The 19,581-nt window shown below is 72.7% G+C and carries 20 protein-coding genes and 1 tRNA gene; 7 read left to right on the top strand and 14 right to left on the bottom strand.

Going from position 1 to position 19,581, the window contains the following annotated elements:
* Positions 1–6: 6 nt before the first annotated feature.
* The 5 genes from IE172_RS06495 to IE172_RS06475 all read right to left on the bottom strand — a co-directional run bounded on the left by IE172_RS06495 (position 7) and on the right by IE172_RS06475 (position 5,077).
* Positions 7–2,052 carry a copper resistance CopC/CopD family protein gene (locus tag IE172_RS06495; RefSeq protein WP_190096126.1) on the bottom strand — a complete coding sequence of 682 codons (2,046 nt, stop codon included), beginning with the start codon at positions 2,050–2,052 and terminating at the stop codon, positions 7–9.
* Positions 2,053–2,065: 13 nt separating this feature from the next.
* Positions 2,066–2,518 carry a copper chaperone PCu(A)C gene (locus tag IE172_RS06490; protein WP_190096125.1) on the bottom strand — a complete coding sequence of 151 codons (453 nt, stop codon included), beginning with the start codon at positions 2,516–2,518 and terminating at the stop codon, positions 2,066–2,068.
* Positions 2,515–3,171 carry an SCO family protein gene (locus IE172_RS06485; RefSeq protein WP_190096124.1) on the bottom strand — a complete coding sequence of 219 codons (657 nt, stop codon included), beginning with the start codon at positions 3,169–3,171 and terminating at the stop codon, positions 2,515–2,517. Before IE172_RS06485 ends, IE172_RS06490 begins: the two co-directional genes overlap by 4 nt.
* Positions 3,172–3,260: 89 nt before the next feature.
* Positions 3,261–4,013, bottom strand: a complete 753-nt coding sequence (locus tag IE172_RS06480; RefSeq protein ID WP_190096123.1) for a YcnI family copper-binding membrane protein — start codon at positions 4,011–4,013, stop codon at positions 3,261–3,263.
* Positions 4,014–4,264: 251 nt separating this feature from the next.
* Complete coding sequence (locus tag IE172_RS06475; RefSeq protein ID WP_190096122.1) at positions 4,265–5,077, bottom strand: hypothetical protein; 813 nt, start codon at positions 5,075–5,077, stop codon at positions 4,265–4,267.
* 220 nt (positions 5,078–5,297) lie between these two features.
* Between IE172_RS06475 and IE172_RS06470 the strand changes: the two genes are divergently transcribed.
* Complete coding sequence (locus IE172_RS06470; RefSeq protein WP_190096121.1) at positions 5,298–5,765, top strand: ATP-binding protein; 468 nt, start codon at positions 5,298–5,300, stop codon at positions 5,763–5,765.
* A 72-nt stretch (positions 5,766–5,837) separates the two neighbouring features.
* On the opposite strand, the gene IE172_RS06465 is transcribed toward IE172_RS06470, so the two are convergent.
* Positions 5,838–7,295, bottom strand: a complete 1,458-nt coding sequence (locus tag IE172_RS06465; RefSeq protein ID WP_190096120.1) for an aminopeptidase P family protein — start codon at positions 7,293–7,295, stop codon at positions 5,838–5,840.
* A 126-nt stretch (positions 7,296–7,421) separates the two neighbouring features.
* The gene (locus IE172_RS06460) at positions 7,422–8,933 is read right to left on the bottom strand and encodes a PP2C family protein-serine/threonine phosphatase (protein ID WP_190096119.1); all 1,512 of its coding nucleotides are present in this window, start codon (positions 8,931–8,933) and stop codon (positions 7,422–7,424) included.
* A 505-nt stretch (positions 8,934–9,438) separates the two neighbouring features.
* Between IE172_RS06460 and IE172_RS06455 the strand changes: the two genes are divergently transcribed.
* Together IE172_RS06455 and IE172_RS06450 are read left to right on the top strand one after the other, a co-directional pair.
* Positions 9,439–10,104: a bifunctional DNA primase/polymerase gene (locus IE172_RS06455; protein ID WP_190096118.1), complete on the top strand. Its 666-nt coding sequence runs from the start codon at positions 9,439–9,441 to the stop codon at positions 10,102–10,104.
* A gap of 57 nt (positions 10,105–10,161) precedes the next feature.
* Positions 10,162–10,752 carry a hypothetical protein gene (locus IE172_RS06450; protein ID WP_190096117.1) on the top strand — a complete coding sequence of 197 codons (591 nt, stop codon included), beginning with the start codon at positions 10,162–10,164 and terminating at the stop codon, positions 10,750–10,752.
* Between the two features lie 305 nt (positions 10,753–11,057).
* On the opposite strand, the gene IE172_RS06445 is transcribed toward IE172_RS06450, so the two are convergent.
* From IE172_RS06445 to IE172_RS06435, 3 genes are all read right to left on the bottom strand, one after another.
* Positions 11,058–12,023, bottom strand: a complete 966-nt coding sequence (locus IE172_RS06445) for a DUF5926 family protein (RefSeq protein ID WP_190096116.1) — start codon at positions 12,021–12,023, stop codon at positions 11,058–11,060.
* 226 nt (positions 12,024–12,249) lie between these two features.
* Positions 12,250–12,894 carry an ATP-binding protein gene (locus tag IE172_RS06440; protein ID WP_190096115.1) on the bottom strand — a complete coding sequence of 215 codons (645 nt, stop codon included), beginning with the start codon at positions 12,892–12,894 and terminating at the stop codon, positions 12,250–12,252.
* A 177-nt stretch (positions 12,895–13,071) separates the two neighbouring features.
* Positions 13,072–13,902 carry a glycerophosphodiester phosphodiesterase gene (locus IE172_RS06435; protein WP_190096114.1) on the bottom strand — a complete coding sequence of 277 codons (831 nt, stop codon included), beginning with the start codon at positions 13,900–13,902 and terminating at the stop codon, positions 13,072–13,074.
* Between the two features lie 289 nt (positions 13,903–14,191).
* Between IE172_RS06435 and IE172_RS06430 the strand changes: the two genes are divergently transcribed.
* Positions 14,192–15,670 (top strand): S1C family serine protease, encoded by a 1,479-nt coding sequence (locus IE172_RS06430; protein ID WP_190096113.1) that lies wholly within the window; start codon positions 14,192–14,194, stop codon positions 15,668–15,670.
* A gap of 65 nt (positions 15,671–15,735) precedes the next feature.
* Positions 15,736–15,822 (top strand) — tRNA-Ser (locus tag IE172_RS06425).
* A gap of 113 nt (positions 15,823–15,935) precedes the next feature.
* Here the strand turns inward: IE172_RS06425 and IE172_RS06420 are convergent.
* Positions 15,936–16,451 (bottom strand): hypothetical protein, encoded by a 516-nt coding sequence (locus tag IE172_RS06420; protein WP_190096112.1) that lies wholly within the window; start codon positions 16,449–16,451, stop codon positions 15,936–15,938.
* On the bottom strand, positions 16,448–16,696 hold the full coding sequence (locus IE172_RS06415; protein ID WP_190096111.1) for a helix-turn-helix transcriptional regulator: 249 nt from the start codon (positions 16,694–16,696) through the stop codon (positions 16,448–16,450). The genes IE172_RS06420 and IE172_RS06415 overlap by 4 nt, the downstream gene beginning before the upstream one ends.
* 215 nt (positions 16,697–16,911) lie before the next feature.
* On the opposite strand from IE172_RS06415, the gene IE172_RS06410 reads away from it, so the two are divergent.
* The gene (locus tag IE172_RS06410; RefSeq protein WP_190096110.1) at positions 16,912–17,349 is read left to right on the top strand and encodes a hypothetical protein; all 438 of its coding nucleotides are present in this window, start codon (positions 16,912–16,914) and stop codon (positions 17,347–17,349) included.
* A 249-nt stretch (positions 17,350–17,598) separates the two neighbouring features.
* Positions 17,599–18,456, top strand: a complete 858-nt coding sequence (locus IE172_RS06405; protein WP_190096109.1) for a GNAT family N-acetyltransferase — start codon at positions 17,599–17,601, stop codon at positions 18,454–18,456.
* A gap of 9 nt (positions 18,457–18,465) precedes the next feature.
* On the opposite strand, the gene IE172_RS06400 is transcribed toward IE172_RS06405, so the two are convergent.
* On the bottom strand, positions 18,466–19,002 hold the full coding sequence (locus tag IE172_RS06400) for a DinB family protein (protein ID WP_190096108.1): 537 nt from the start codon (positions 19,000–19,002) through the stop codon (positions 18,466–18,468).
* Positions 18,999–19,430, bottom strand: a complete 432-nt coding sequence (locus tag IE172_RS06395) for a hypothetical protein (protein WP_190096107.1) — start codon at positions 19,428–19,430, stop codon at positions 18,999–19,001. Before IE172_RS06395 ends, IE172_RS06400 begins: the two co-directional genes overlap by 4 nt.
* Between the last annotated feature and the right edge of the window lie 151 nt (positions 19,431–19,581).

Here is a 19,581-nt window from a genome sequence, read left to right as displayed (position 1 = left end):
GGTGGTTCAGCCGATCTGCGCGTTCTTCGAGACGGTCACCTGGTCGATGTCGGAGGTGCGCACGGTCACCTCGACCTTCCAGTCGCCCGCCATGGGGAGCTGCACACCGCTCGCCGACCAGTGTCCGGCGGCGACGCGGTCGGGGACGACGGGCAGCGGCCCGATGTCCTGGGCGGAGAGGGTGAAGGCGATGGTCACCTCGGGGATGTCGAGCGGGCGGCTGCCGGCACCCTCCACATAGACGTGCAGGACGTTCTCTCCGACGCGAGCCGGGTCGAGGTCGATCGTGACGACGCCCTTGCCGTTCTCGCCACCGGTGTCGAAGGGCATGTTCAGGGTCGTCGCGCCGGTGCCCTGGCCGGTCGAGGAGGACGCCGAGGAGACGGCACCGGCCGCCTTGGCCTCCTGCTCCGTGCGTCCGGGCTCGGTCTGCGTGAGCACGGTGGTGACGGCGAGCAGGACGACGGCGATGCCCGCCTCGACGAGCACAGAGCGGCGCAGACCCGAACGGTTGGGGTCGGCGTCCCGCAGGCGCTTCTGCCGGGCGCTCTCCACCGCGGCCCGCTGCCGGGCGAGCTGAGCGGCCCGCGCGGATGCCGCCCCGTCGGCCCCGGCCGTCGCCTCCGCGGTGTCCGTGGGCTTCCCGGTCCGTCCGGCAGCGACCACGTCCTCAGGAGCACCGTCCTTACGGGCACCGTCCTCGCGGGCGCCGGACGTGCGGGTGCCGGAACCTTCCACATCGGCTGAGCCCGTGCCCGCCGTCGCGGCGGGCACGGCCCGCTCGGCGGACACGGCTTCCTCGGCGGGCGCGGCCTCCGCCGGGGCCTGGGCCAGCCGTGCCGTCCACCGCCGTGAGACGGAGGCGACGCCGACCAGCACCGCCACGAGCCCGAGCTTGGCGAGGAGCAACTGCCCGTAGCGGGTGTCGGTGAACGCCGACCAGGAGCCGAGCTGCCGCCAGCTCTGGTAGACCCCGGTGACGACCACCGCGATCACGCTGCCGAAGGCGAGCCGCGAGAACCGCCGGACGGCGTCCCGGTCGACCGGCGTCTCGGCGGGCGCCCGGAAGAGCGCGACGAGCAGGGCGGTGAGCCCGCCCAGCCAGGCGGCGACGGCCAGCAGGTGCACCACGTCGACCGGCATGGCGATGCCGGGCTGAAGCCCCTGGGAGGCGTGCTCGGACATCGCCCAGCTCGCGGCGAGTCCGGCCGCCACGACCGTCCCGCCGATCGCGAGGCCGAAGGTCAGATCCCGCTTCTCCTGGTCGTCCCGCTCGTCGTGGGAGCCGAACAGCACGGCGATGAACAGCGCCGCCGCGGCGAGCAGCAGCAGCCGGGAGATCAGCGCCGCGCCCGTCTTGGTCTGGAGCACGTCTCCGAGGAGGGAGAGGTCGAAGATGTCGCCGACCTCGCCCGAGGTGGTGTAGGAGCCGCGCAGGAGCAGCAGCCCGAGCGTGGCCGCGGTGAGCGCCATCCACCCGGAGACGACCAGCCGCTGCACCGCCCGCACCCCGGAACCGCGCGACCAGCAGGCGAGGACGAAGGCGGCACCGCCGGCCATGACGACGAAGCCGGCGTAGGACACGTACCGGCCGAACCCGTACAGCCAGCCGACCGGGCCGTCGTCGGACCCCTGCGCGGAGACCGAGACGGACGTCTCGGACGGTGCGCCGATGGAGAAGGTGAAGGCGCCGGCGACCGGATGGCTGTCCGCCGAGACCACTTGGTAGGCCACGGTGTAGGTGCCGTCGGGCAGCCCGCTGAGCAGTCGCACGGTGTAGGTGTTGCCGCTCGTGTCGGCCGGGTCGCCCTTGTCCACCCGCGTGCCCTTGGGATCGAGCACCCGCACGGCGTCGTCGCTGACCGCGACCGGCTCGGAGAAGGTGAGCGAGACCTGGGTGGGGGCCGTGTCGACCACCGCCCCCTGCCCGGGGTCGCTGCCGGTCAGCGCGGCGTGCGCGGACGCGGGAGCGGCTCCGGCGAGGAGCGCGCCGGTGACGGCCAGGAACAGCAGCACCAGGGTCCGCACGCGGGGGGCGATGGTCTGGGTCACAGGGGTGTCTCCCTCAGTGTCCGGTCTTCGGGTTGTAAGTGGCGGGCTTCACCGGGATCTCGACCGTGACGGGATCGGAGTGGTCGAAGCGCAGTTCGACGGAGACCTTCTGGCCCTGCTTCGGCCGCTGCTTCAGCTGCTCGAACATCAGGTGGTTGCCGCCGCTCTCCAGCACCAGGCTTCCGTTGGCCGGGATGTCGAGTGCCTCGACCTGTCGCATGGCACCGTCCACGGTCTCGTGCACGGTGACCTCGCCGACGTCGCTGGTGACCGAGGTCAGCCGGTCCGCGGTGTCGCCGTCGTTGGTGATGGTGAGGAAGCCGGCGGCCATGTCCGAGACCGGCTGCGGCATGTACGCGGAGCGCACGGACAGGTCCGCCCCGCCGTCGCCGGACCCCGATCCGCCGCACCCGGCCAGCGTCAGGGCACCGGCGGCGGCCAGGGCCGCCACCGCCAGGCGCCTCACGGCTTCGCGCCCTTGATGAGCTTCGGGAGGTCCTTGGTGTAGTCGTCGACGGTGGCGTCCTCGCCGTAGAGGACGTAACCGCCGTCCGTCTCCGGGGAGAAGGCGATGACCTGGGTGCCGTGGTCGGAGACGGTCTTGCCCTGGTCGTCCTTGCGCGGCGGGTCGATGGTGATGCCGAGGGTGCGGGCACCGGCCTGGATGGTGGCGAAGTCGCCGGTCAGGCCGACGACCTGGGAGTCGATGCCCTTGAGCCACGTACCGAGTGCGGCGGAGGTGTCCCGCTCGGGGTCGGTGGTGACGAACACGATCCGCAGCTTGTCCTGCTGGTCCTGGGGCAGCTGCTTCTTGGCCACGGCGAGGTTGTTCATCGTCAGCGGGCAGACGTCGGGGCAGTGCGTGTAGCCGAAGTAGATGAGGGTGGGCCGGCCCGCGGTCTCCGCGCGGAAGTCGTACTCCTTGCCCTGGGTGTCGGTCAGGACGAGGTCGGGCTTCTCGAACGGCTTGTCCAGGACGGTGGCCGCCTTCTCGGCGCCGGGCTCCTCGGACACCACGGCCACGGGGTCGCCGCCGGCGTTGTCGCCGCTGCCGCAGGCGGTGAGGGTGAGGGATGCGGCGGCGAGCAGGGCGGCCGCCGCGAAGGTCTTCTTGCGCATGGATGGTTCCTGGGAGTGAGTGCTGGGGCGCGCACCGGGCCGCCGCGGAGCGGCGGACGGCCCGGTGCGCCGGGTGGGGAGGGGCGGGGTCAGGCGGTGGTGCGCCGGCGCCCGGCGAGCACGCCGTAGGCGACGCCCGCCACGCCGATCACGATGCCGACGACGCCCAGGACACGGGCGGTGGTGTCCGTGCCGCCGGAGTCGCCTTCGTCGGAGGCGGCGGAGGTCCGGGTGGACGCCTTCTCGGCCGAGGCGGAGTCGGAGCCGGACGCCTTGTCGTCGCCGGAGGCGCCGTGGTGGTCCCCGGTGGCGGCGGAGAGGGCGAGCACCGGAGCCGGGTGGTCGGGCTCCTCCTGGCCCTTCTGCGGCACCTCGATCCAGCGGACGACCTCCTTGTTGGAGTACGTCTGCAGGGCCTTGAAGACGAGTTCGTCGGCGTCCTCGGGAAGGGTGCCGACGGACACCGGGAACTTCTGGAAGAAGCCGGGCTCGATGCCCTCGCCCTCGGCGGTCCAGGTGACCTTGGAGACCGCCTCGTTGATCTTCTTGCCGTGCATCTCCAGCGGCTTGTCCAGCTTGGACTTGGTGACCTGGATGTCCCAGCCCTCGACCGGCTGCGGCATCACGGAGGCCAGCGGGTGGTCCGTGGGGAAGCTGATCTCGAGCTTGGTGGTCGAGGCGTCGTCCCGCTCGTTGGGGACCTTGAAGCCGAGGACCGCGTAGCCGCCCTTGGCGGCCTCGGTCTCGGGCTGCACGCCGACGTGCGCGAGGGCGGGGGAGGACAGGGCGAGGACGGTGGCACCGGCGACGGCGACGGTGGCGGCGATACGAGAAGCCTTCACGGCAGAAGCACTCCGCTTCGATGAGGTTTCGCTGACGGTGAGGGACACGCCGGGGTGCGGCCGGCGGGCCGCCTTCACGACGGGGCCCCGGGCGCACACGGGCGACGGACGCGCACGCGCGGGCCGCACGCGGGCGTCCCCTCTCCCCACCGGAAGCCCGGAAACCGGAAGCCCGGAAACCGGAGGCCCGAAAGCCCGGAGGCCCGAAGACCTCGCTGACCCGGAGGTGGCGGAGTGGCGGTCGCCTCGCGTCAGGCGGCGAGAGCGAGTGCGGTGACGGCGGCGGCGGGCGGCCCCCGGCGGATCACCGTGTGCTGGAGTGCGGGGCTCCGGGGCACGGGAGCCGCGGACGGAGCGGTACGGCCCCGTCGCGGAACCTCCCGCGGCGTTCCCGGAAGTCCGGCGCGCAGGGCGCGCACCAGGGCGAGCGCCGCACGGAGCGACCGTACGAGGGCGCCCTCGGCGACACCGTGCGCCGACAGCTCGGTCAGCCGCAGCAGGGCCAGGTCGCCGCGGCGCAGCAGCCATCCGGCGGCCACCGCCGCGAGGACGTGGCCGAGCAGCATCGGCAGCGACGGCAGCAGGGCCGCGGGCGAACCCGGGCCGGCCGCCACGGCGTCCGCCGCGTGCGCGCCCGCCCCGCCGGGATGGATCCGGGCGTCGGTGAGGATCTGCTCGGCCCGCGCGGGGCTGATCCCCGCCGCGGTGGGTCCGCACAGCAGCCGCGCGGCCCGCTCGACCAGCGCGGCGTCGGACAGCGCGGACGACGGGCCCGTGGCGGGTGCGCCGTGCTGTCCCAGCCCGAACAGGGTGTGCAGCGCGGTCTGGCCGAGCGTGAGCGTCGCCGCGATCCCGGCCAGGGAGCGCGCGCGTCCGGCGAGCGGCACGGCGATTGCGACCGCGCCGAGGAATCCCGCGCCCAGCGTCCACAGGGGGACGGCGGCACCGGAGGCGAGGGTGTGGCCTGCCCCGGCCAGCACGACGCAGACCGCGGCGAACACCGCGGCCCGCAGGGTCCGGACGCCTCGTCCGGAGCGCACCGTGTGCGGATGGGGGGCAGACATGGCGGCCTCATCATCGCACCGGCCCCGCGCTCGCCGTACGGCAGGTCCGCAAGATGAGGTACGACCGTAAGATCACTTCTGCCACGAGCCGCACCACATGCACGGTTCGGTACCACGTCACACCCGCCATATGGGCGGCATCACGTCAACTTCACGCTTACAAGTGAGCACTCAGGGCAATACGTAACGGTATGTCGAGCCGCAGCCAGGAGGCTGGAGCATGAGCATCTGGTGGTCACTCCATCTGCGGCGCGATGCCGCCAGTGTGCCGCTCGCCCGGCGCCTGTTGCTCGGCACCATGGAGACCGCGGGCGTCGACCCCGACGTCTCCTACGACCTCTCCGTCGCCCTCAGCGAGGCCTGCGCGAACGCGGTCGAGCACGGTGGGGACGCGGCGCGGGGCCGCACCTCCGAGGCGTACCGGGTGACCGCCTATCTCGACGGGGAGAAGTGCCGCATCGAGGTCACCGACGCGGGTCCCGGATTCCCCGCCGCGGCCGCCGGCGGCCGCCCCCGGCCGCCGGTCCGCCCGGCGCCGTCCGAGGCGGAGAACGGCCGGGGTCTGTGTCTCATCCAGGAACTGGCCGACCATGTGCACTTCGGCAACAAGCCGGGCCGGGGCGGCGCGGTGGTCAGCTTCGACAAGATCCTCAAGTGGCGCGAGGACGCCCCGCTGGTCGCCGTGTAGCCACGGGCTCCCGGTGCGGCGACGGCCGGGCACGCGAGCGCGTACCCGGCCGTGCCGTCGTCGTGCGGTGGGTCAGCCCTTCAGGCCGGCCATCCACGCCTCGACCTCGTCCGACCGCCGGGGCAGCCCTGCGGACAGGTTCCGGTTGCCGTCCTCGGTGACGAGGATGTCGTCCTCGATGCGGACGCCGATGCCCCGGTACTCCTCGGGCACGGTCAGGTCGTCGGCCTGGAAGTACAGGCCCGGCTCGACGGTGAGCACCATGCCGGGCTCCAGGGTGCCGTCGACGTAGGTCTCGGTCCGCGCGGCGGCGCAGTCGTGGACGTCCATGCCGAGCATGTGACCGGTGCCGTGCAGGGTCCAGCGGCGCTGCAGCCCGAGCTCCAGCACCCGCTCGACCGGTCCCTCGACCAGACCCCACTCGACGAGCCGCTCGGCCAGCACGCGCTGCGCGGCGTCGTGGAAGTCCCGGTACTTGGCACCCGGCTTCACGGCCGCGATACCGGCCTCCTGGGCGTCGTACACGGCGTCGTAGATCTTCTTCTGCAGCTCGCTGTAGCGGCCGTTGACCGGCAGCGTGCGGGTGACGTCGGCCGTGTAGTACGTGTGCGTCTCCACGCCCGCGTCGAGCAGCAGCAGGTCGCCCGAGCGGACCGGACCGTCGTTGCGGACCCAGTGCAGCGTGCAGGCGTGCGGGCCGGCGGCGCAGATGGAGCCGTAGCCGACGTCGTTGCCCTCCACGCGGGCGCGCAGGAAGAACGTTCCCTCGATGTAGCGCTCGCTGGTCGCCTCGGCCCTGTCCAGGACCTTCACGACGTCCTCGAAGCCGCGCACGGTGGAGTCGACGGCCTTCTGCAGCTCGCCGATCTCGAAGTCGTCCTTGACCAGCCGCATCTCGGAGAGGAAGACGCGCAGTTCCTCGTCGCGTTCGGCGGTGACCTTGTCGGTCAGCGCCGCCTCGATCCCGGCGTCGTGGCCGCGCACCACACGCACCGGGCCGGTGGCCTCGCGCAGCGCCCCGGCGAGCTCGCGCACGTCGGAGGCGGGGATGCCGTACAGCGTCGCGGACTCGGTGAGGGAGTGGCGGCGGCCGACCCACAGTTCGCCCTGGCCGTCCAGCCAGAACTCGCCGTTCTCGCGGTCGGAGCGGGGCAGGAGGTAGATCGTCGCCCGGTGGCCGTCGGCCGTGGGCTCCATGACGAGGACGCCGTCCTCCGTCTGGTTGCCGGTGAGGTAGGCGTACTCGACCGACGCGCGGAAGGAGTACTCGGTGTCGTTGGAGCGGGTCTTCAGGTTGCCCGCGGGGACGACCAAGCGCTCACCCGGGAAACGGGCGGACAGCGCCGCGCGGCGGGCGGCGGCCTCGGCGGCCTGCGGGATCGGCTCCAGGTCGTGCAGCTCGGTGTCGGCCCAGCCGCTCCTCATGCTCTCGGCCAGTTCGTCGGACACGCCCGGGTACAGGCCGTTCTTGCGCTGCTTGACGGGCTCTTCCTCGGCAGTCTCCGGGGTCTCCGGCAGCTCCTCGGCCACGGTCATCCTCCTCGATACGGCACTGGACCACCCCCATCGTACGGTCGGGCGGAAACGGACGAACCGGCGCAGCACCTCTTACCGGCGACGCGGCACGGAGGGACGGTCCCGCGGCGTCCCGTGCCGTCAGTCGAAGCGAGCCGCCAGCAGCACCACGTCCTCCGCGGAGTCCGCGGTGCCGGACCCCTCCGGCAGCACCGCGCGCAGGACGTGGTCGGCGACGGCGCCGGGGTCACGGCGCAGGGCCGTGGGCACTCCCGCCGCCGCGGCGTGCAGCCGCGCGAAGGCCCGGTCGGTCGGATCGCCGGTGCGGTGCAGCAGGCCGTCGGTGTAGAGCAGCACCGTCTCCCCCGCCTCCGCCTGGACCTCCACGCTCGGCGCCTCCCAGCAGGCGAGCATGCCCAGCGGGGCGGAGACCGAGGTCTCGACGAACTCCGTGCGGCGGTCCCCGAGCAGCAGCGGCGGGCTGTGCCCGGCCCCGGCGAGCGTGATCCGGCGCAGGGCGGGCTCGCAGTAGCCGAACAGGGCGGTGGCCGACCGGGCGGGCTCGGTGAGCCGCAGCAGCAGCTCCAGGTCGGACAGGACGGCGACCGGGTCCTCCCCCTCCATCACGGCGTACGCCCGCAGCGACGCCCGCAGCCGGCCCATCGCCGCGACCGCGCTGGGCCCCGACCCGGTGACGGACCCGACGGCCAGGCCGAGGGCGGCGTCCGGCAGCGGCAGCGCGTCGTACCAGTCGCCGCCGCCGTGCGGGGACGTGCGGTGCCGCGCGGCGAGCCGCACGCCGGGAACCCGGGGGAGGCGGGAGGGCAGCAATTCCTCGGCCATCGTGGCCATGGACACGCGCGTGCGTTCCAGCTCGAGCAGCCGGCCCAGGTACGGGGCGGCCTGACGGAGGTAGAGGCCGACGAGATGGCGCTGCCGTCCCGACGGTTCGGCCGGCTCGTCGTAGAGCCACACCGCCGCGCCCAGGCGTCCGCAGGTCCCGGAGGCCAGGGGGAGGGCGAAGCTGGCGGCGTAGCCGAGGCGGGCGGCGACGTCCCGGTGCCGGGGGTCGAGCCCTTTCTCGGCGAACAGGTCGGGCTCGCTGATGCCGTCGTCGGCACCGGGCAGACCGTCCAGGATCCTGCCGTACGAGAGGGAGCGTCGCGGCACCGTCTCGATGTGGCCGAGGTCCGAGCGGGCCAGGCCGAGGCCGACGGTGGTGGCCGGTCCGAGTCCGTCGGCGGGCTCCAGGGCGACCAGGCCGCGCCGCGCGCCGACCAGCGCGGCTCCCGCCCGGAGCAGTTCCCGGAGCGCTTCGTCGAGGGTGTCCGTGCGGACCAGGCGTTCGGTCAGCTCGTGGAGGGTCGTGAGGTCGGAGACCCAGCCGGCGAGACGGTCCTGGAGCAGCGCGCCCGGCGCGTTCCGGGGGTTTGCCACCGGGGCCGGAGAGGTACTCGTGACGGGCGCGACAGTGTGTGCCGGTGCGGGAACCGTTGAATCGATTCCGGCCACTTTCGGCGGGTGCGGGGCGTTCATGGCGTCCGGCTTTCCGACCGGTACGTACTGCTCGAAAGCATCGCGAACCCCCATGTCATTCTGCGTCGCCGGCAGTGTCTCCACATGTACACGTACTCGTGAGGAGATGTCCAGCATTGTCCTGCTGGGATTCCTGGTGTCCGTGAGACTGAAGGGAACTCCCCGCAGACCCCTTGCCGAAAAGCGAAGTTGGCTTGAAACTGCCTCAGGGGGAGGCATATTGCGGTCGACTGGCCTTGCTCGACGGAAGCGTCACAGCGGTCGTGATGGGTACGTACTCGGTGAAGGCCAGGAGTGGTGGGGAACCGCTCGGGAACCTGGCGACGGACCCGGGCGTCTTAACCACCGACGACCGTGCCCCATCCTCCCGTGGCGGAGGCGAAGAGAACCACGCGCGACAGCAAACGCCAGACTTCGCCACCCCCACGCCACGCCCGTACTTCTGATAGACGCGGTACGGGTGGAGCGGCCGCGGAGGCAGCCCATGCTCGGCCCGGAGGGGTTACCCCTGCCCGGCGCGGGGGTGTGATGCGCCAACAGGTACGCACAGTGAAGTGATCGACACATGACGTGATCTGGACCACGGTGTTGCCAGGCGTGCAACGGAAAGGAACGAGCGCTCATGCGCGAGATCCTCGGAAGGCGACGCAGGCTCCTGTCCCGGCGCGGTGACGGCGGGCCCGAGCTGATCGGCGCGGCCCTGACCTACGCCGCGCAATGGCAGTGGCCCGTACTCCCCGGCGTGGCGGCCGACCCGCAGGGCCGGTCCCGCTGCGGCTGCCCCGACCCCGAGTGCACAGTGCCGGGCGCCCACCCGTTCGATCCCGGTCTCCTCGCCGCCACCACCGACGCGCGCATGGTGCGCTGGTGGTGGGGCAACCGGCCCGCGGCGCCGATCATCCTCGCCACCGGAGGCAGGGCCCCGTGCGCGGTGTCCCTGCCCGCCGTGCCGGCCGCCCGCGCCCTCGCGGCCCTGGACGAGCGCGGTATGCGGCTGGGGCCGGTCGTCGCCTCGCCCGGCCGCTGGTCGATCCTGGTGCAGCCGTACTCCATGGAGCAGCTGGGCGAGCTGCTGTACGCCAAGGACTTCGTCCCCGGCTCCCTCCGTTTCCACGGTGAGGGCGGCTATCTCGCCCTGCCCCCGTCCGAGACCGCGCAGGGCGGAATCCGCTGGGAGCGGGCGCCACTGCCCGGTTCCGCCTCGCCCTGGGTGCCCGGCGTCGAGGCCGTGGTGGACGCCGTGGTCGAGGCCCTCACCCGTACGGGCGTGAGCGCGCCCGAGATGTGACCCGTACCGGCGCGCGTGGCGTCGGCCGGCCGCCCCGGGGCGCTAGGTTCCCGGGGCATGTCGCGTCATGCCGGGGAGCGCGTCCGGGCCGGCCGAAGAGCTTCCCTCACCGCCCTCGCCGGCGTCGTCCTGGGCGCCGTCGCGGCCTGCGCGGTCGCACCGCCCCCAGGGGCGGAGCCCTCAGGCGGCGCCCGCCGGCCGCACGACTCCGGACCCTCCTCGCCCGGTGCCTCCGGGCCCGCCACGGGACGAGGTGCCCCCGGCGACGGCGCGGTGCGGACGCCGGACGCCGCGGACCCGTCACCGCCCGGCCCGCACGGGTCCACCGCCGTCCGCTGTGGTCCCGCGCTCTCCTCCCCCGACGGCATCGAGGCACAGACCTGTGTGGTGGCTCAGGGCGACACCGTCCGCGCGCGGACCTACTACCGCAACGCCAGCGGTGAGGAACGGTCCCTCGCCCTGAGCCTCATGGGGCCGGACGGCAGGACCGTGCTGACGCGCTGCGCCCTGGACGCCGGGGACGAACCCGCCCAGTGCGAGACGCCGCGCGGACGCGGAACCGGAGGTCTCGCGCGGTACACGGCGATCGCGGAGTTCGCGGACCGCGCCGCGGGAGGGCGCCTGCTGCTGCGCTCCGGGAGCAACTGACCTGATCGGTCGGCCGGTTGGCGGTGGAGGCGGCCGGTGCACCGGCGGGGACGAGCGGTGGGCCGGCGGTCGCGCTGCGTGAGCGGCGACCGGCACGCAAAGACCCGGTTGCTGGCGACGGGGGATGCACCAGCAACCGGGCTAATGGAACGGTAACAAGAGATCGGCGGTTCGCAAATTCGAACTCGGCTTTCCGGTCACCGACTGGCTTGTCCGCGAGGGGAGTTGTGCCCGGGCCGCTGACGTGCGACCCGGCGGGTTCCGCCGGCCGGGCCGCCGGCGGAACCCCTCGGTGCGCCGGTGTCTCAGCTGAGGGTGACCTGGCGGTTCGTCAGACCACCGCGGGCACGGCGCTCGTCGGCGGTGAGCGGCGCGTCCGCGGCGAGCGCGCCGGTGAGCCGCTCGGCGAACTCGGCGGCCGGCTTCTCCACGTCGTCGGCACCGACCCCGCTGGGCAGGTCCCAGACCGGCACGGTGAGCCCGTGAGCGCGGAAGGAGCCCACGAGACGGGTGCCCTCACCGAGGGAGGAACGGCCCGCCGCGTGCAGCCGCGCGAGAGCGTCCAGAAGCTGCTCCTCGGGGTACGGCATGACCCACCGCAGGTGGTTCTTCTCGGGGGTCTCGCACCAGTACGCGGAGTCCACGCCCGACAGCTTGACGGTCGGGATGGCCGCGGCGTTGGCCCGCTCCAGGGAGGCGGTCACGTCCGGCGTGGCGTTCTCCGGGTCCGGCACCCAGAACTCGAACCCGCTGTGCACCACCGGCTCGAACGCGCCGTCGGGATCCAGCAGGTCCTGCAGCCGGGGGCCGTCGGCGGGCGCGCGCCGGGCCTGCACCGGCGTGCCCGGGTCGGCGGCGAGCGCGCGCTGCAGGGTGTCGGCCAGATCGCGGCTGATGTCCCCGGAAGAGGTGTCGTTCTGCAGGCCGAGCAGGACCGAGCCGTCGTCGCGGCGCAGCGCGGGCCAGGCCATCGGCAGCACGGTGGCCAGGGTCACCGACGGGACGCCCTCGGGCAGGCCGTCCTTGAGCGTCAGCGCGACGGTGGCGGCCGGCACCAGCTCGCGCAGCGCCACCCAGTCGCACTCGCCGGACAGACCCTCGAACGGGCGGTGCACCAGCTCGGTCACGGCGTGCGCGGCGGCACGGCCGTGGCACGCCTTGTAGCGGCGGCCGCTGCCGCAGGGGCAGGGCTCGCGGGCGCCGACGACCGGGATCTGCCCGTCCGTGAGCTGCGGGCGCTTGGCCTTCGTCTGGGGTCGCTTCTTGGCCATCGTGGGTGTCTCCCGGTTACGGCTCGTCTGGTACGGGCGCGAGCCTAGCCGCTCGCGCCCCGACCGGCGGGAACCTGTGGACAACGGGCCGGGCCGCGGTCGTCCCGCTCCCCGGTCGTCCCGCTCCCCGGTGGAAGCCTGTGCCCCGTGGAGGTCCGCGTCCGTCGAGGTCCTTCCTCGGTGGAGGTCCGTGCCCCGTGGAGGCGTGCCCGGCGAAGACCCGTCCTCAGTCCAGGCCGTCGAAGACGTCCGCGAAGTCCAGCCCGGTGATGCGGGTGACCGGCGGGGCCGTCACGCGTGCCGCGAAGTCCTCGCGCCGGTGCGCGGCTCCCGCGTCCGGGTCGTACACGTCGTCGTGGACGACGACCCACACCGTGACCTCGCCCGGTACCTCGTCGCGCACGCCCCAGTCGTCGGCCAGCGCGGTGATGATGTTCAGCCCCCGGCCGCCGTGCGCCGTGACCGACGGGGTCGCGGGCGCCGGACGGGTCGGACCGCCGCCGTCCGTGACCTCGACGACGAGCCGGCCGCACGGGTCCACCCGCCACGCGGCGCGCACGTCGCCGTCCCCGGCCGGCACGTCGCCGAGTGGCCGGCCGTGCTTGCACGCATTGCTCAGCAGTTCGGAAAGGATCAGTACGGCATCGTCGATGACCGTGTCCGCGACGCCCCCGTCGCGCAACTGCGTGCGCATGCGGTGCCTCGCCTTCCCCACGCCCGCAGGGCCATGGGGAACGGCCATGCTCGACGACGTGGGCACCTCCTGTGCCACCACCAACGCCACCCCCGAGACCTCCTTCGCCCCACGCCACGGAGTGGATGCCCCATCGGCCTGAACCGGAAACCGGCCGAACCATGAGGGGTGACGCACTCGAAACGATCGAACACGCACCGAACGCGCCGGAGCACTCCCCGTAACCGGGTGGCTGGAATTCATCGGTGTGGCCGAGATGTGAGGATGCGCCCGGCCGGAGCCCGAGGTCAAGACATCTGCGGGCGTTTTCTGGGACGGATGGGGCGGAAGTGCCGGGGAACGATCACCGCGCGCTCAGCGGCCGAGCCGGTCGAGCACCGCGCGGGGGCGGTTGGTGATGATGGCGTCCACGCCGAGACGCACGCAGAGGTCCACGTCCCGTGGCTCGTTCACCGTCCACACGTGCACCTCGTGCCCGGACTCCTTGAGGCGCTCGATGTACGCGGGATGGCTGCGCGCGATGCGGATCGACGGCCCCGCGATCCCCACGCCGGCGGGCAGCCGCCCGTCACGCAGGCGCGGTGTGACGAACTGGGTCAGGTAGACCGTCGGCAGGGTCGGCGAGGCGGCGCGCACCCGGTGCAGCGACCGCGCGGAGAAACTCATCACGCGCACCGTCGAGTGCTCGGGCGCTGCGGGGGCGTCGAGCCCGAACCGCTTCAGCAGGAGCAGCAGCCGCTCCTCCACCTGCCCCGCCCACCGCGTGGGGTGCTTGGTCTCGATCGCCAGCTCGACCCGGCGCCCGGCGTCGGAGACGAGTTCCAGCAGCCGTTCGAGGGTGAGGACGGACGTGGCCTCCCGGTCCTCGGGGCGGTGCTCCCAGTCGGGCTCCTCCACGCGCGGCCCGCCGGCGGGGTCACGGCTCTTCCAGGAGCCGAAGTCCAGCGCGGCGAGGTCGGAGAGCTCGAGCGCCGAGACCGCGCCGCGCCCGTTGGACGTACGGTTGACCCGGCGGTCGTGCACGCACACGAGGTGGCCGTCGGCGGTCAGGCGCACGTCGCATTCGAGTGCGTCCGCGCCGTCCTCGATCGCCTTGCGGTACGCGGCAAGGGTGTGCTCGGGGGCGTCCTCGGAGGCCCCGCGGTGTGCGACGACTCGGGTCTGGTGCTGTCGTGCGTGGGTCACCGCGTCATGGTGCCACCGTGACCGGGTAGACGTGTGCCCGGAGTGGCGTGAACGGTGCGGAGGTCCGGTCGGAGGCATCGGGTGGCGCGCCTTACGTGAGTAATGCCCTATATAAAGAATGGCCCCGGACCCACAGGAACGGCTTATGGTGCCCTGACGGCCCGTGGGAAAAGCTGACGTCATACAAAGGGACAAGCACAGCTGCCTCGCACCGGACCCGTGGACGTGCGTGAACGAGCGGGACCGAGTGCGACCGGGAAACAACAGCCGTGGATCGAGGAGAGAAGCTGTGAGCACCGAGAACGAGGGCAACGCGGTACCCCCGGCCCCGTCCGCACCGCCGCCCCCGCCGGTGGATGCTCCCGCTGCTTCGGCGCACCAGGGCCACCCGGGCCCGGGAGGGGCTCCGCATCCTGCCGCACCGCAGGGCTACGGTCCGCACGACGCCCACGCCGGTGACGCGCACCAGGACCCCGCCCCCCGGGGCGGCGCACCGGGCGGCCCGCCGGCCGGCACCGGGGCCCACTCCTCGTCCGCGCCCGACCCCGCCTGGCCCCCGCCCCCGCCGCCGGCCACCCCGTCGTACGGCGACGGCGGGGCCGGACACGGCGGCGGCTGGGGCTCCTCGTACCAGCAGCCGGCGCCGAAGAACGGTGGTGGACGCGGACGCACGGTCGCCGCGGTCCTGGTGGCCGCGCTGGTCGCGGGCGGTCTGGGCGGCGGCCTCGGCTACACCCTGGCCAGGGAGAACGACAGCAACAGCTCGACCACCGTGTCGTCGTCCACCAGCGGCGGCAATGTGAAGCGCGACCCGGGCACGGTCGCCGCCGTGGCGGCCAAGGCGCTGCCCAGCACGGTCACCATCGAGGCCCAGAGCAGCAGCGGCGAGGGCGGCACCGGCACCGGCTTCGTCTTCGACACCCAGGGCCACATCGTCACCAACAGCCACGTGGTGGCCGAAGCCGTCGACGGCGGCAAGGTCTCGGCGACCTTCCCCAACGGCAAGAAGTACGCGGGCGAGGTCGTCGGCCACGCGCAGGGCTACGACGTCGCGGTCATCAAGCTCGACGACGCCCCCTCCGACCTGAAGCCCCTCACCCTCGGCAACTCCGACGACGTGGCCGTCGGAGACTCGACGATCGCCATCGGCGCGCCCTTCGGCCTGTCCAACACGGTGACGACGGGCATCATCAGCGCGAAGAACCGCCCGGTGGCCTCCAGCGACGGCAGCGGCAGCCAGGCCTCGTACATGAGCGCGCTGCAGACCGACGCGTCCATCAACCCGGGCAACTCCGGCGGCCCGCTGCTGGACGCGCAGGGCAACGTCATCGGCATCAACTCCGCGATCCAGTCCACCAGCAACGGCGGCTTCGGCACCGGCCAGGCCGGCTCCATCGGCCTCGGCTTCGCCATTCCGATCAACCAGGCCAAGTACGTCGCCCAGGAACTGATCAAGACGGGCAAGCCGGTGTACGCCAAGATCGGCGCGTCGGTGTCCCTGGAGGAGACCACGGGCGGCGCGAAGATCACCGAACAGGGCGCGGGCGGCTCCGAGCCCGTCGACCCCGGCGGCCCCGCCGACAAGGCCGGCCTCCAGCCCGGCGACGTCATCACCAAGCTCGACGACCGCGTCATCGACTCCGGCCCGACCCTGATCGGCGAGATCTGGACCCACAAGCCGGGCGACAAGGTCACGATCACCTACGAACGCGGCGGCAAGGAGCGCACCACGGAACTCACCCTGGGTTCCCGCGTGGGCGACAGCTGACCACACCCGCACACCCCGAACCCGTTACCCTTGTCCCCGCGCCGCCGATCACCGGCAGGCGCGGGGGAGGCGTGCCCGAGCGGCCGAAGGGAACGGTCTTGAAAACCGTCGTGGCAGCGATGTCACCGTGGGTTCAAATCCCACCGCCTCCGCGCTGAGAGCAGGGGGAACGGCCCCCGACCTGGATGTCCGGTCGGGGGCCGTTCGCGTGTCCGGGTCCTGCGGCTCCCCGAAGTTTCCTGCGGTTGCCCGCCCGATCGGGCGGTCACGCCTCTTCCGGCTCGTCCTGCGCCGTCAGGCCGGCCACCCACAACGGCATCAGCCAGTGGACTACAAGGACCGCGATGAGTACCGGTGCCGCATACGCCGTGGGGGCATGGCCGTCCACCGCACCCGCGGTCAACAGGCTGGCGGCAGTTGCGGCGAGGAGCAGGGTCATCGCCTGGTGGGCGCGGGCCCGCACCCGGGCGCGTTCGGCGGATTGGCGTTCGTCCAGCGCTCGTTCGCGCAGTTCGAGCAGGCCGCGGGTGGCCGCATTGATCGCTCCGGTCGCGATCATCCACGGCAGCAGCAGCGCTGCTATGACGACGAGAGCCCAGACGGGTTGTCCCTCAGCGAGGAAGGAGTAGGTCATGAGCCCGCCGGTGGCCGCAGTCAGCAGTACATGTGCGGCGACGGCCAGGCGCCGACGGGCGGCCGTGGCGTACAGCGGTCGGCTGCGGCGGTCGTTCATGAGCCGCAGCATGCTGCGGTCGTAGCGCGTCAGCGGCCTGGTCGTCATGACGTCTTCCTTCCGTAGATCTCATCCGTGAGCGGCCGGAACGGCTCGAGCGAGAACAGCGCCTCCACCGGCAGTTCGAAGAACTTCGCGATCCTCAGTGCCAGGTCGAGGCTCGGGTTGTACTGCCCCCGCTCGATGTAGCCGATGGTTTGGTAGTGCGCTCCCACCGCCTCGGCCAGGCGCTGCCGCGACACCTTCCGCTCGGCGCGAATCACGGCCAGCCTGTTGTGCACCTGTTCGCTCATGTATAAGAACTACTACATGATGACGGAGAGCTGCAACATCGGCGTGTTTTGCGGACCAAGCCGCGTTGAGCCGTGCAGATCCGGTCGGTCGGGAACCTTTTCCGTGTCCGGCTACTGTGACTGCCCGGTGCCACCCCGTCAGCCCGGTTCCGTGGGTCAGCGCCGGCGGGCTGACTCTTTCCGCGCTCCACATGCTTCCGCGAGGAGGGGACACGGTGCTGCTGCCTCTGGTCGGGGTGCTGCTGCTGGGCGGTGTGGCCACCGCGGGGGCGAGCATCGTGACCGTCGTTCTCATGGTGAACACCGCGCCTCTGGCTCTGCCCAGGCTCTGTGGGGTTCTCGCTCTGTTCTTCGGGTCTTCGGCAGCGGCCGTGTACTGCTACGGGTGGCTCTCCGTCACCCTCGGAGGGCCGTTTCCCGCGCTGTGCGACGACCGGACCGGCTCCGGCGCCGCGTCGGCGGGCGTCGTGCAGGAGTACTGGCCTCTGCGCAGCGCCTGCGTCTACGCCGACGGCGCGACGGTGGAGCACGTCTCCGTGTCGGTCAACGTGCTCGTCTGTCTGACGGCCGGGCTCGCCGTCGTCCTGGCGTGCGCCGGCGTGGTTCTGCGCAGGCGGGTCCAGCCGGTGATGGACGGAAGGGCGAACTCCTGACAACGGTGCAGGACAGCTGCCGGGCCGGGTAGTTGATCGGGAGTCGTTCCGCACGTGCTTCGGTTTCAGGAGGTTCGATGTCCATGGCTGTCCCCGTGGCGTACAAGGGGCTCGAGGTGATGCCGACCTGGTTCGTCGGCGTGCTGGCCGTGCCGGCCGCGGTCGGGATCGTCCTTGCCTGGTGGCGGAGGCGTTGACGGCCGGTGAGGAGCCCACGGCGTGCGGTGGGGTGGGGCAGGGTGGGGGGTCATGGGATCTGATGGCTGGTACCTGACCGGTGACGTCGAGGACTTCCTCGGGCGGGCCGGGGACTTCCTGCGGGCGCGGCCCGGGGCGCACGTCATGCAGTTGACGTGGGCGGAGAGGGTGCGGAGGCGGGGGGCGGAAGCGTTCGGCGGGGCCGTTCTCTTCGGGGTGATGGAGCGGGCGGGCGCGGTGGAGGGGACGTTCTACCGGCTTCCGCCGCGCGGGATGAGCGTCAGCCCGCTGACGGAGGGGCAGGCGGACGGCCTCGCCGATCGTCTGGTGGACGTCCTGCCCTCCCTGCCCTCGGTCAGCGCGGACCACGACAGCGCCACCGCGTTCGCCGGGGCCTGGCGGCGGCGTACCGGCGTGACGCCGAGGATGCGGGACACACGACTGCGGCTGTACCGCCTCGGCGCGCTCACGCCGCCCGATCCGCTGCCCGCCGGGCGGGGGCGGGTCCTGGGCGAGGGTGACGTGGCGGAGGCCATGCACTGGTGCGCGGAGTTCGCCGGGGCCGTGGGAGAGGAGGCGGGCTGGGACGCCGGTACGTGGGAGAGGAGCAGGTTCGCCGACAAGCGGTACACGCTCTGGGAGACGCCGGACGGCACGCCCGTCGCCGTCGCGGGGATGAATCCGCTGATCGGCGGCCAGGTGCAGGTGGACGTCGTCTACACGCCGGCCCACCTGCGCGGCCGGGGGTACGCGGGTGCCGTGACGGCGGAGGTGAGCCGGGCCGCGCTGGAGGCGGGGGCGCGGGACGTGGTGCTGTTCGCGGACCGGGCCAACCCCGCCAGCAACGCCCTGTACCGGCGCCTCGGTTACCGCACGCTCGCCGAGTGGTCGGTGTACGACTTCGTGTGAGGGAGCCGTTCAGGAGGCGGCCCGCAGCAGGCGGAGCTGACCGATCTCCGCGGCGTTCTTCATCAGTTCGGCGTTCACCCAGGCGAGCATGTGCGCCTTGGTGAACGCCGGGTCGTCGGGCCAGGGGAACGGGGCCGTGGTGTCCAGGTCGGCATCGGTCAGGTCGTCGAGCACGGCGAGCCAGTCCAGGCGCAGGCCGCGCAGCCACTCCACCGTCGCCCGGCCCTCGCCGGGCCAGGTGATGTCGGTCCGCTCGCGGGGGGTGTGCCCTCGCGCGTGGTCCAGTGTCACGCTCCACCACCAGCCGATGTGCCAGGTCAGCCAGGCGATGGTCGGTACGGGCACGGGGTCCGGTTCGGTGTCCGCCCAGTCGGGGACCCAGGTGCCCTCGGGGGAGCGGCGCACCGTCCAGCAGAGGGGGCCCGGTTCCCGGAGGAAGTCCTCCGGTTCCAGTCGCTCCAGGTGGTACTCGAACAGCGACCAGGTCAGGTCGAACTGCCAACGGAGCAGCGCGGTGCGGGGCGTGGCGGAGGCGGTCGTCGTCACAGTTCCTCGTCGGTGGCGAGCAGGTCCCAGGAGAGGTCCCGCAGGGCGGGTTCGGCGTCGCACCCCGAGGGGACGTGCGGGGCGGACTGGAACCAGACCACGGTGAGGTGGGAGCGGTACAGGACGCGGTCGTGGGCCGGGTCGACGGCCTCTGAGCTGAAGCTGCCGACGCAGGTCACCGCGGGCAGCACCTCCACCGGACCGAAGGCGCCCGCGTACTGGTCGGGGTACTCGCGCGGGGGCGGGATCAGGTGGACCGGCGCGCGGCGGAAGGTGTGCTCGGCGGTGCGGAGCAGTCCGGCGATCCTGAGGTCGTTGAGGCGCTTGCAGGGGTACCCCTCGAGCAGTCCGGCGTACGTTGCCGACATGCGCAGCTCGGAGAGGTCGACCGAGCGGCCGGAGGAGAGGACGACGCGGGCGAGTGCCATGGTCGGCACCTTAGAACGGTGGTGCATTCAGCGCTTTCGGTTTTCGGAGCGGGCGGGGCGAGACGTTCTCGGAGCGGGCGGGGCGAGGCGGGTCCGGAAGGGGAGGACGGGGCGGAGCCGGAGGGGCGGGGCGGGGTGGGTTCGGAGGGGC

Origin of the sequence: Streptomyces griseoflavus, from assembly GCF_014649995.1 — a bacterium.
Classification (GTDB): Bacteria; Actinomycetota; Actinomycetes; order Streptomycetales; family Streptomycetaceae; genus Streptomyces; species Streptomyces griseoflavus.
The sequence above is the reverse complement of the archived record's forward strand: the minus strand, read 5'-3'. Positions and strand labels throughout refer to the sequence as shown.

Excerpts from the sequence above, each read along its gene's own strand:
- IE172_RS06450 (WP_190096117.1), top strand. The coding sequence starts at position 10,162 with ATGTCGCGTCATGCCGGGGAGCGCGTCCGGGCCGGCCGAAGAGCTTCC.
- IE172_RS06445 (WP_190096116.1), bottom strand. The coding sequence starts at position 12,023 with ATGGCCAAGAAGCGACCCCAGACGAAGGCCAAGCGCCCGCAGCTCACG.
- IE172_RS06485 (WP_190096124.1), bottom strand. The coding sequence starts at position 3,171 with ATGCGCAAGAAGACCTTCGCGGCGGCCGCCCTGCTCGCCGCCGCATCC.
- IE172_RS06415 (WP_190096111.1), bottom strand. The coding sequence starts at position 16,696 with ATGAGCGAACAGGTGCACAACAGGCTGGCCGTGATTCGCGCCGAGCGG.
- IE172_RS06460 (WP_190096119.1), bottom strand. The coding sequence starts at position 8,933 with ATGCTGGACATCTCCTCACGAGTACGTGTACATGTGGAGACACTGCCG.
- IE172_RS06395 (WP_190096107.1), bottom strand. The coding sequence starts at position 19,430 with ATGGCACTCGCCCGCGTCGTCCTCTCCTCCGGCCGCTCGGTCGACCTC.
- IE172_RS06455 (WP_190096118.1), top strand. The coding sequence starts at position 9,439 with ATGCGCGAGATCCTCGGAAGGCGACGCAGGCTCCTGTCCCGGCGCGGT.
- IE172_RS06470 (WP_190096121.1), top strand. The coding sequence starts at position 5,298 with ATGAGCATCTGGTGGTCACTCCATCTGCGGCGCGATGCCGCCAGTGTG.
- IE172_RS06420 (WP_190096112.1), bottom strand. The coding sequence starts at position 16,451 with ATGACGACCAGGCCGCTGACGCGCTACGACCGCAGCATGCTGCGGCTC.
- IE172_RS06475 (WP_190096122.1), bottom strand. The coding sequence starts at position 5,077 with ATGTCTGCCCCCCATCCGCACACGGTGCGCTCCGGACGAGGCGTCCGG.
- IE172_RS06405 (WP_190096109.1), top strand. The coding sequence starts at position 17,599 with ATGGGATCTGATGGCTGGTACCTGACCGGTGACGTCGAGGACTTCCTC.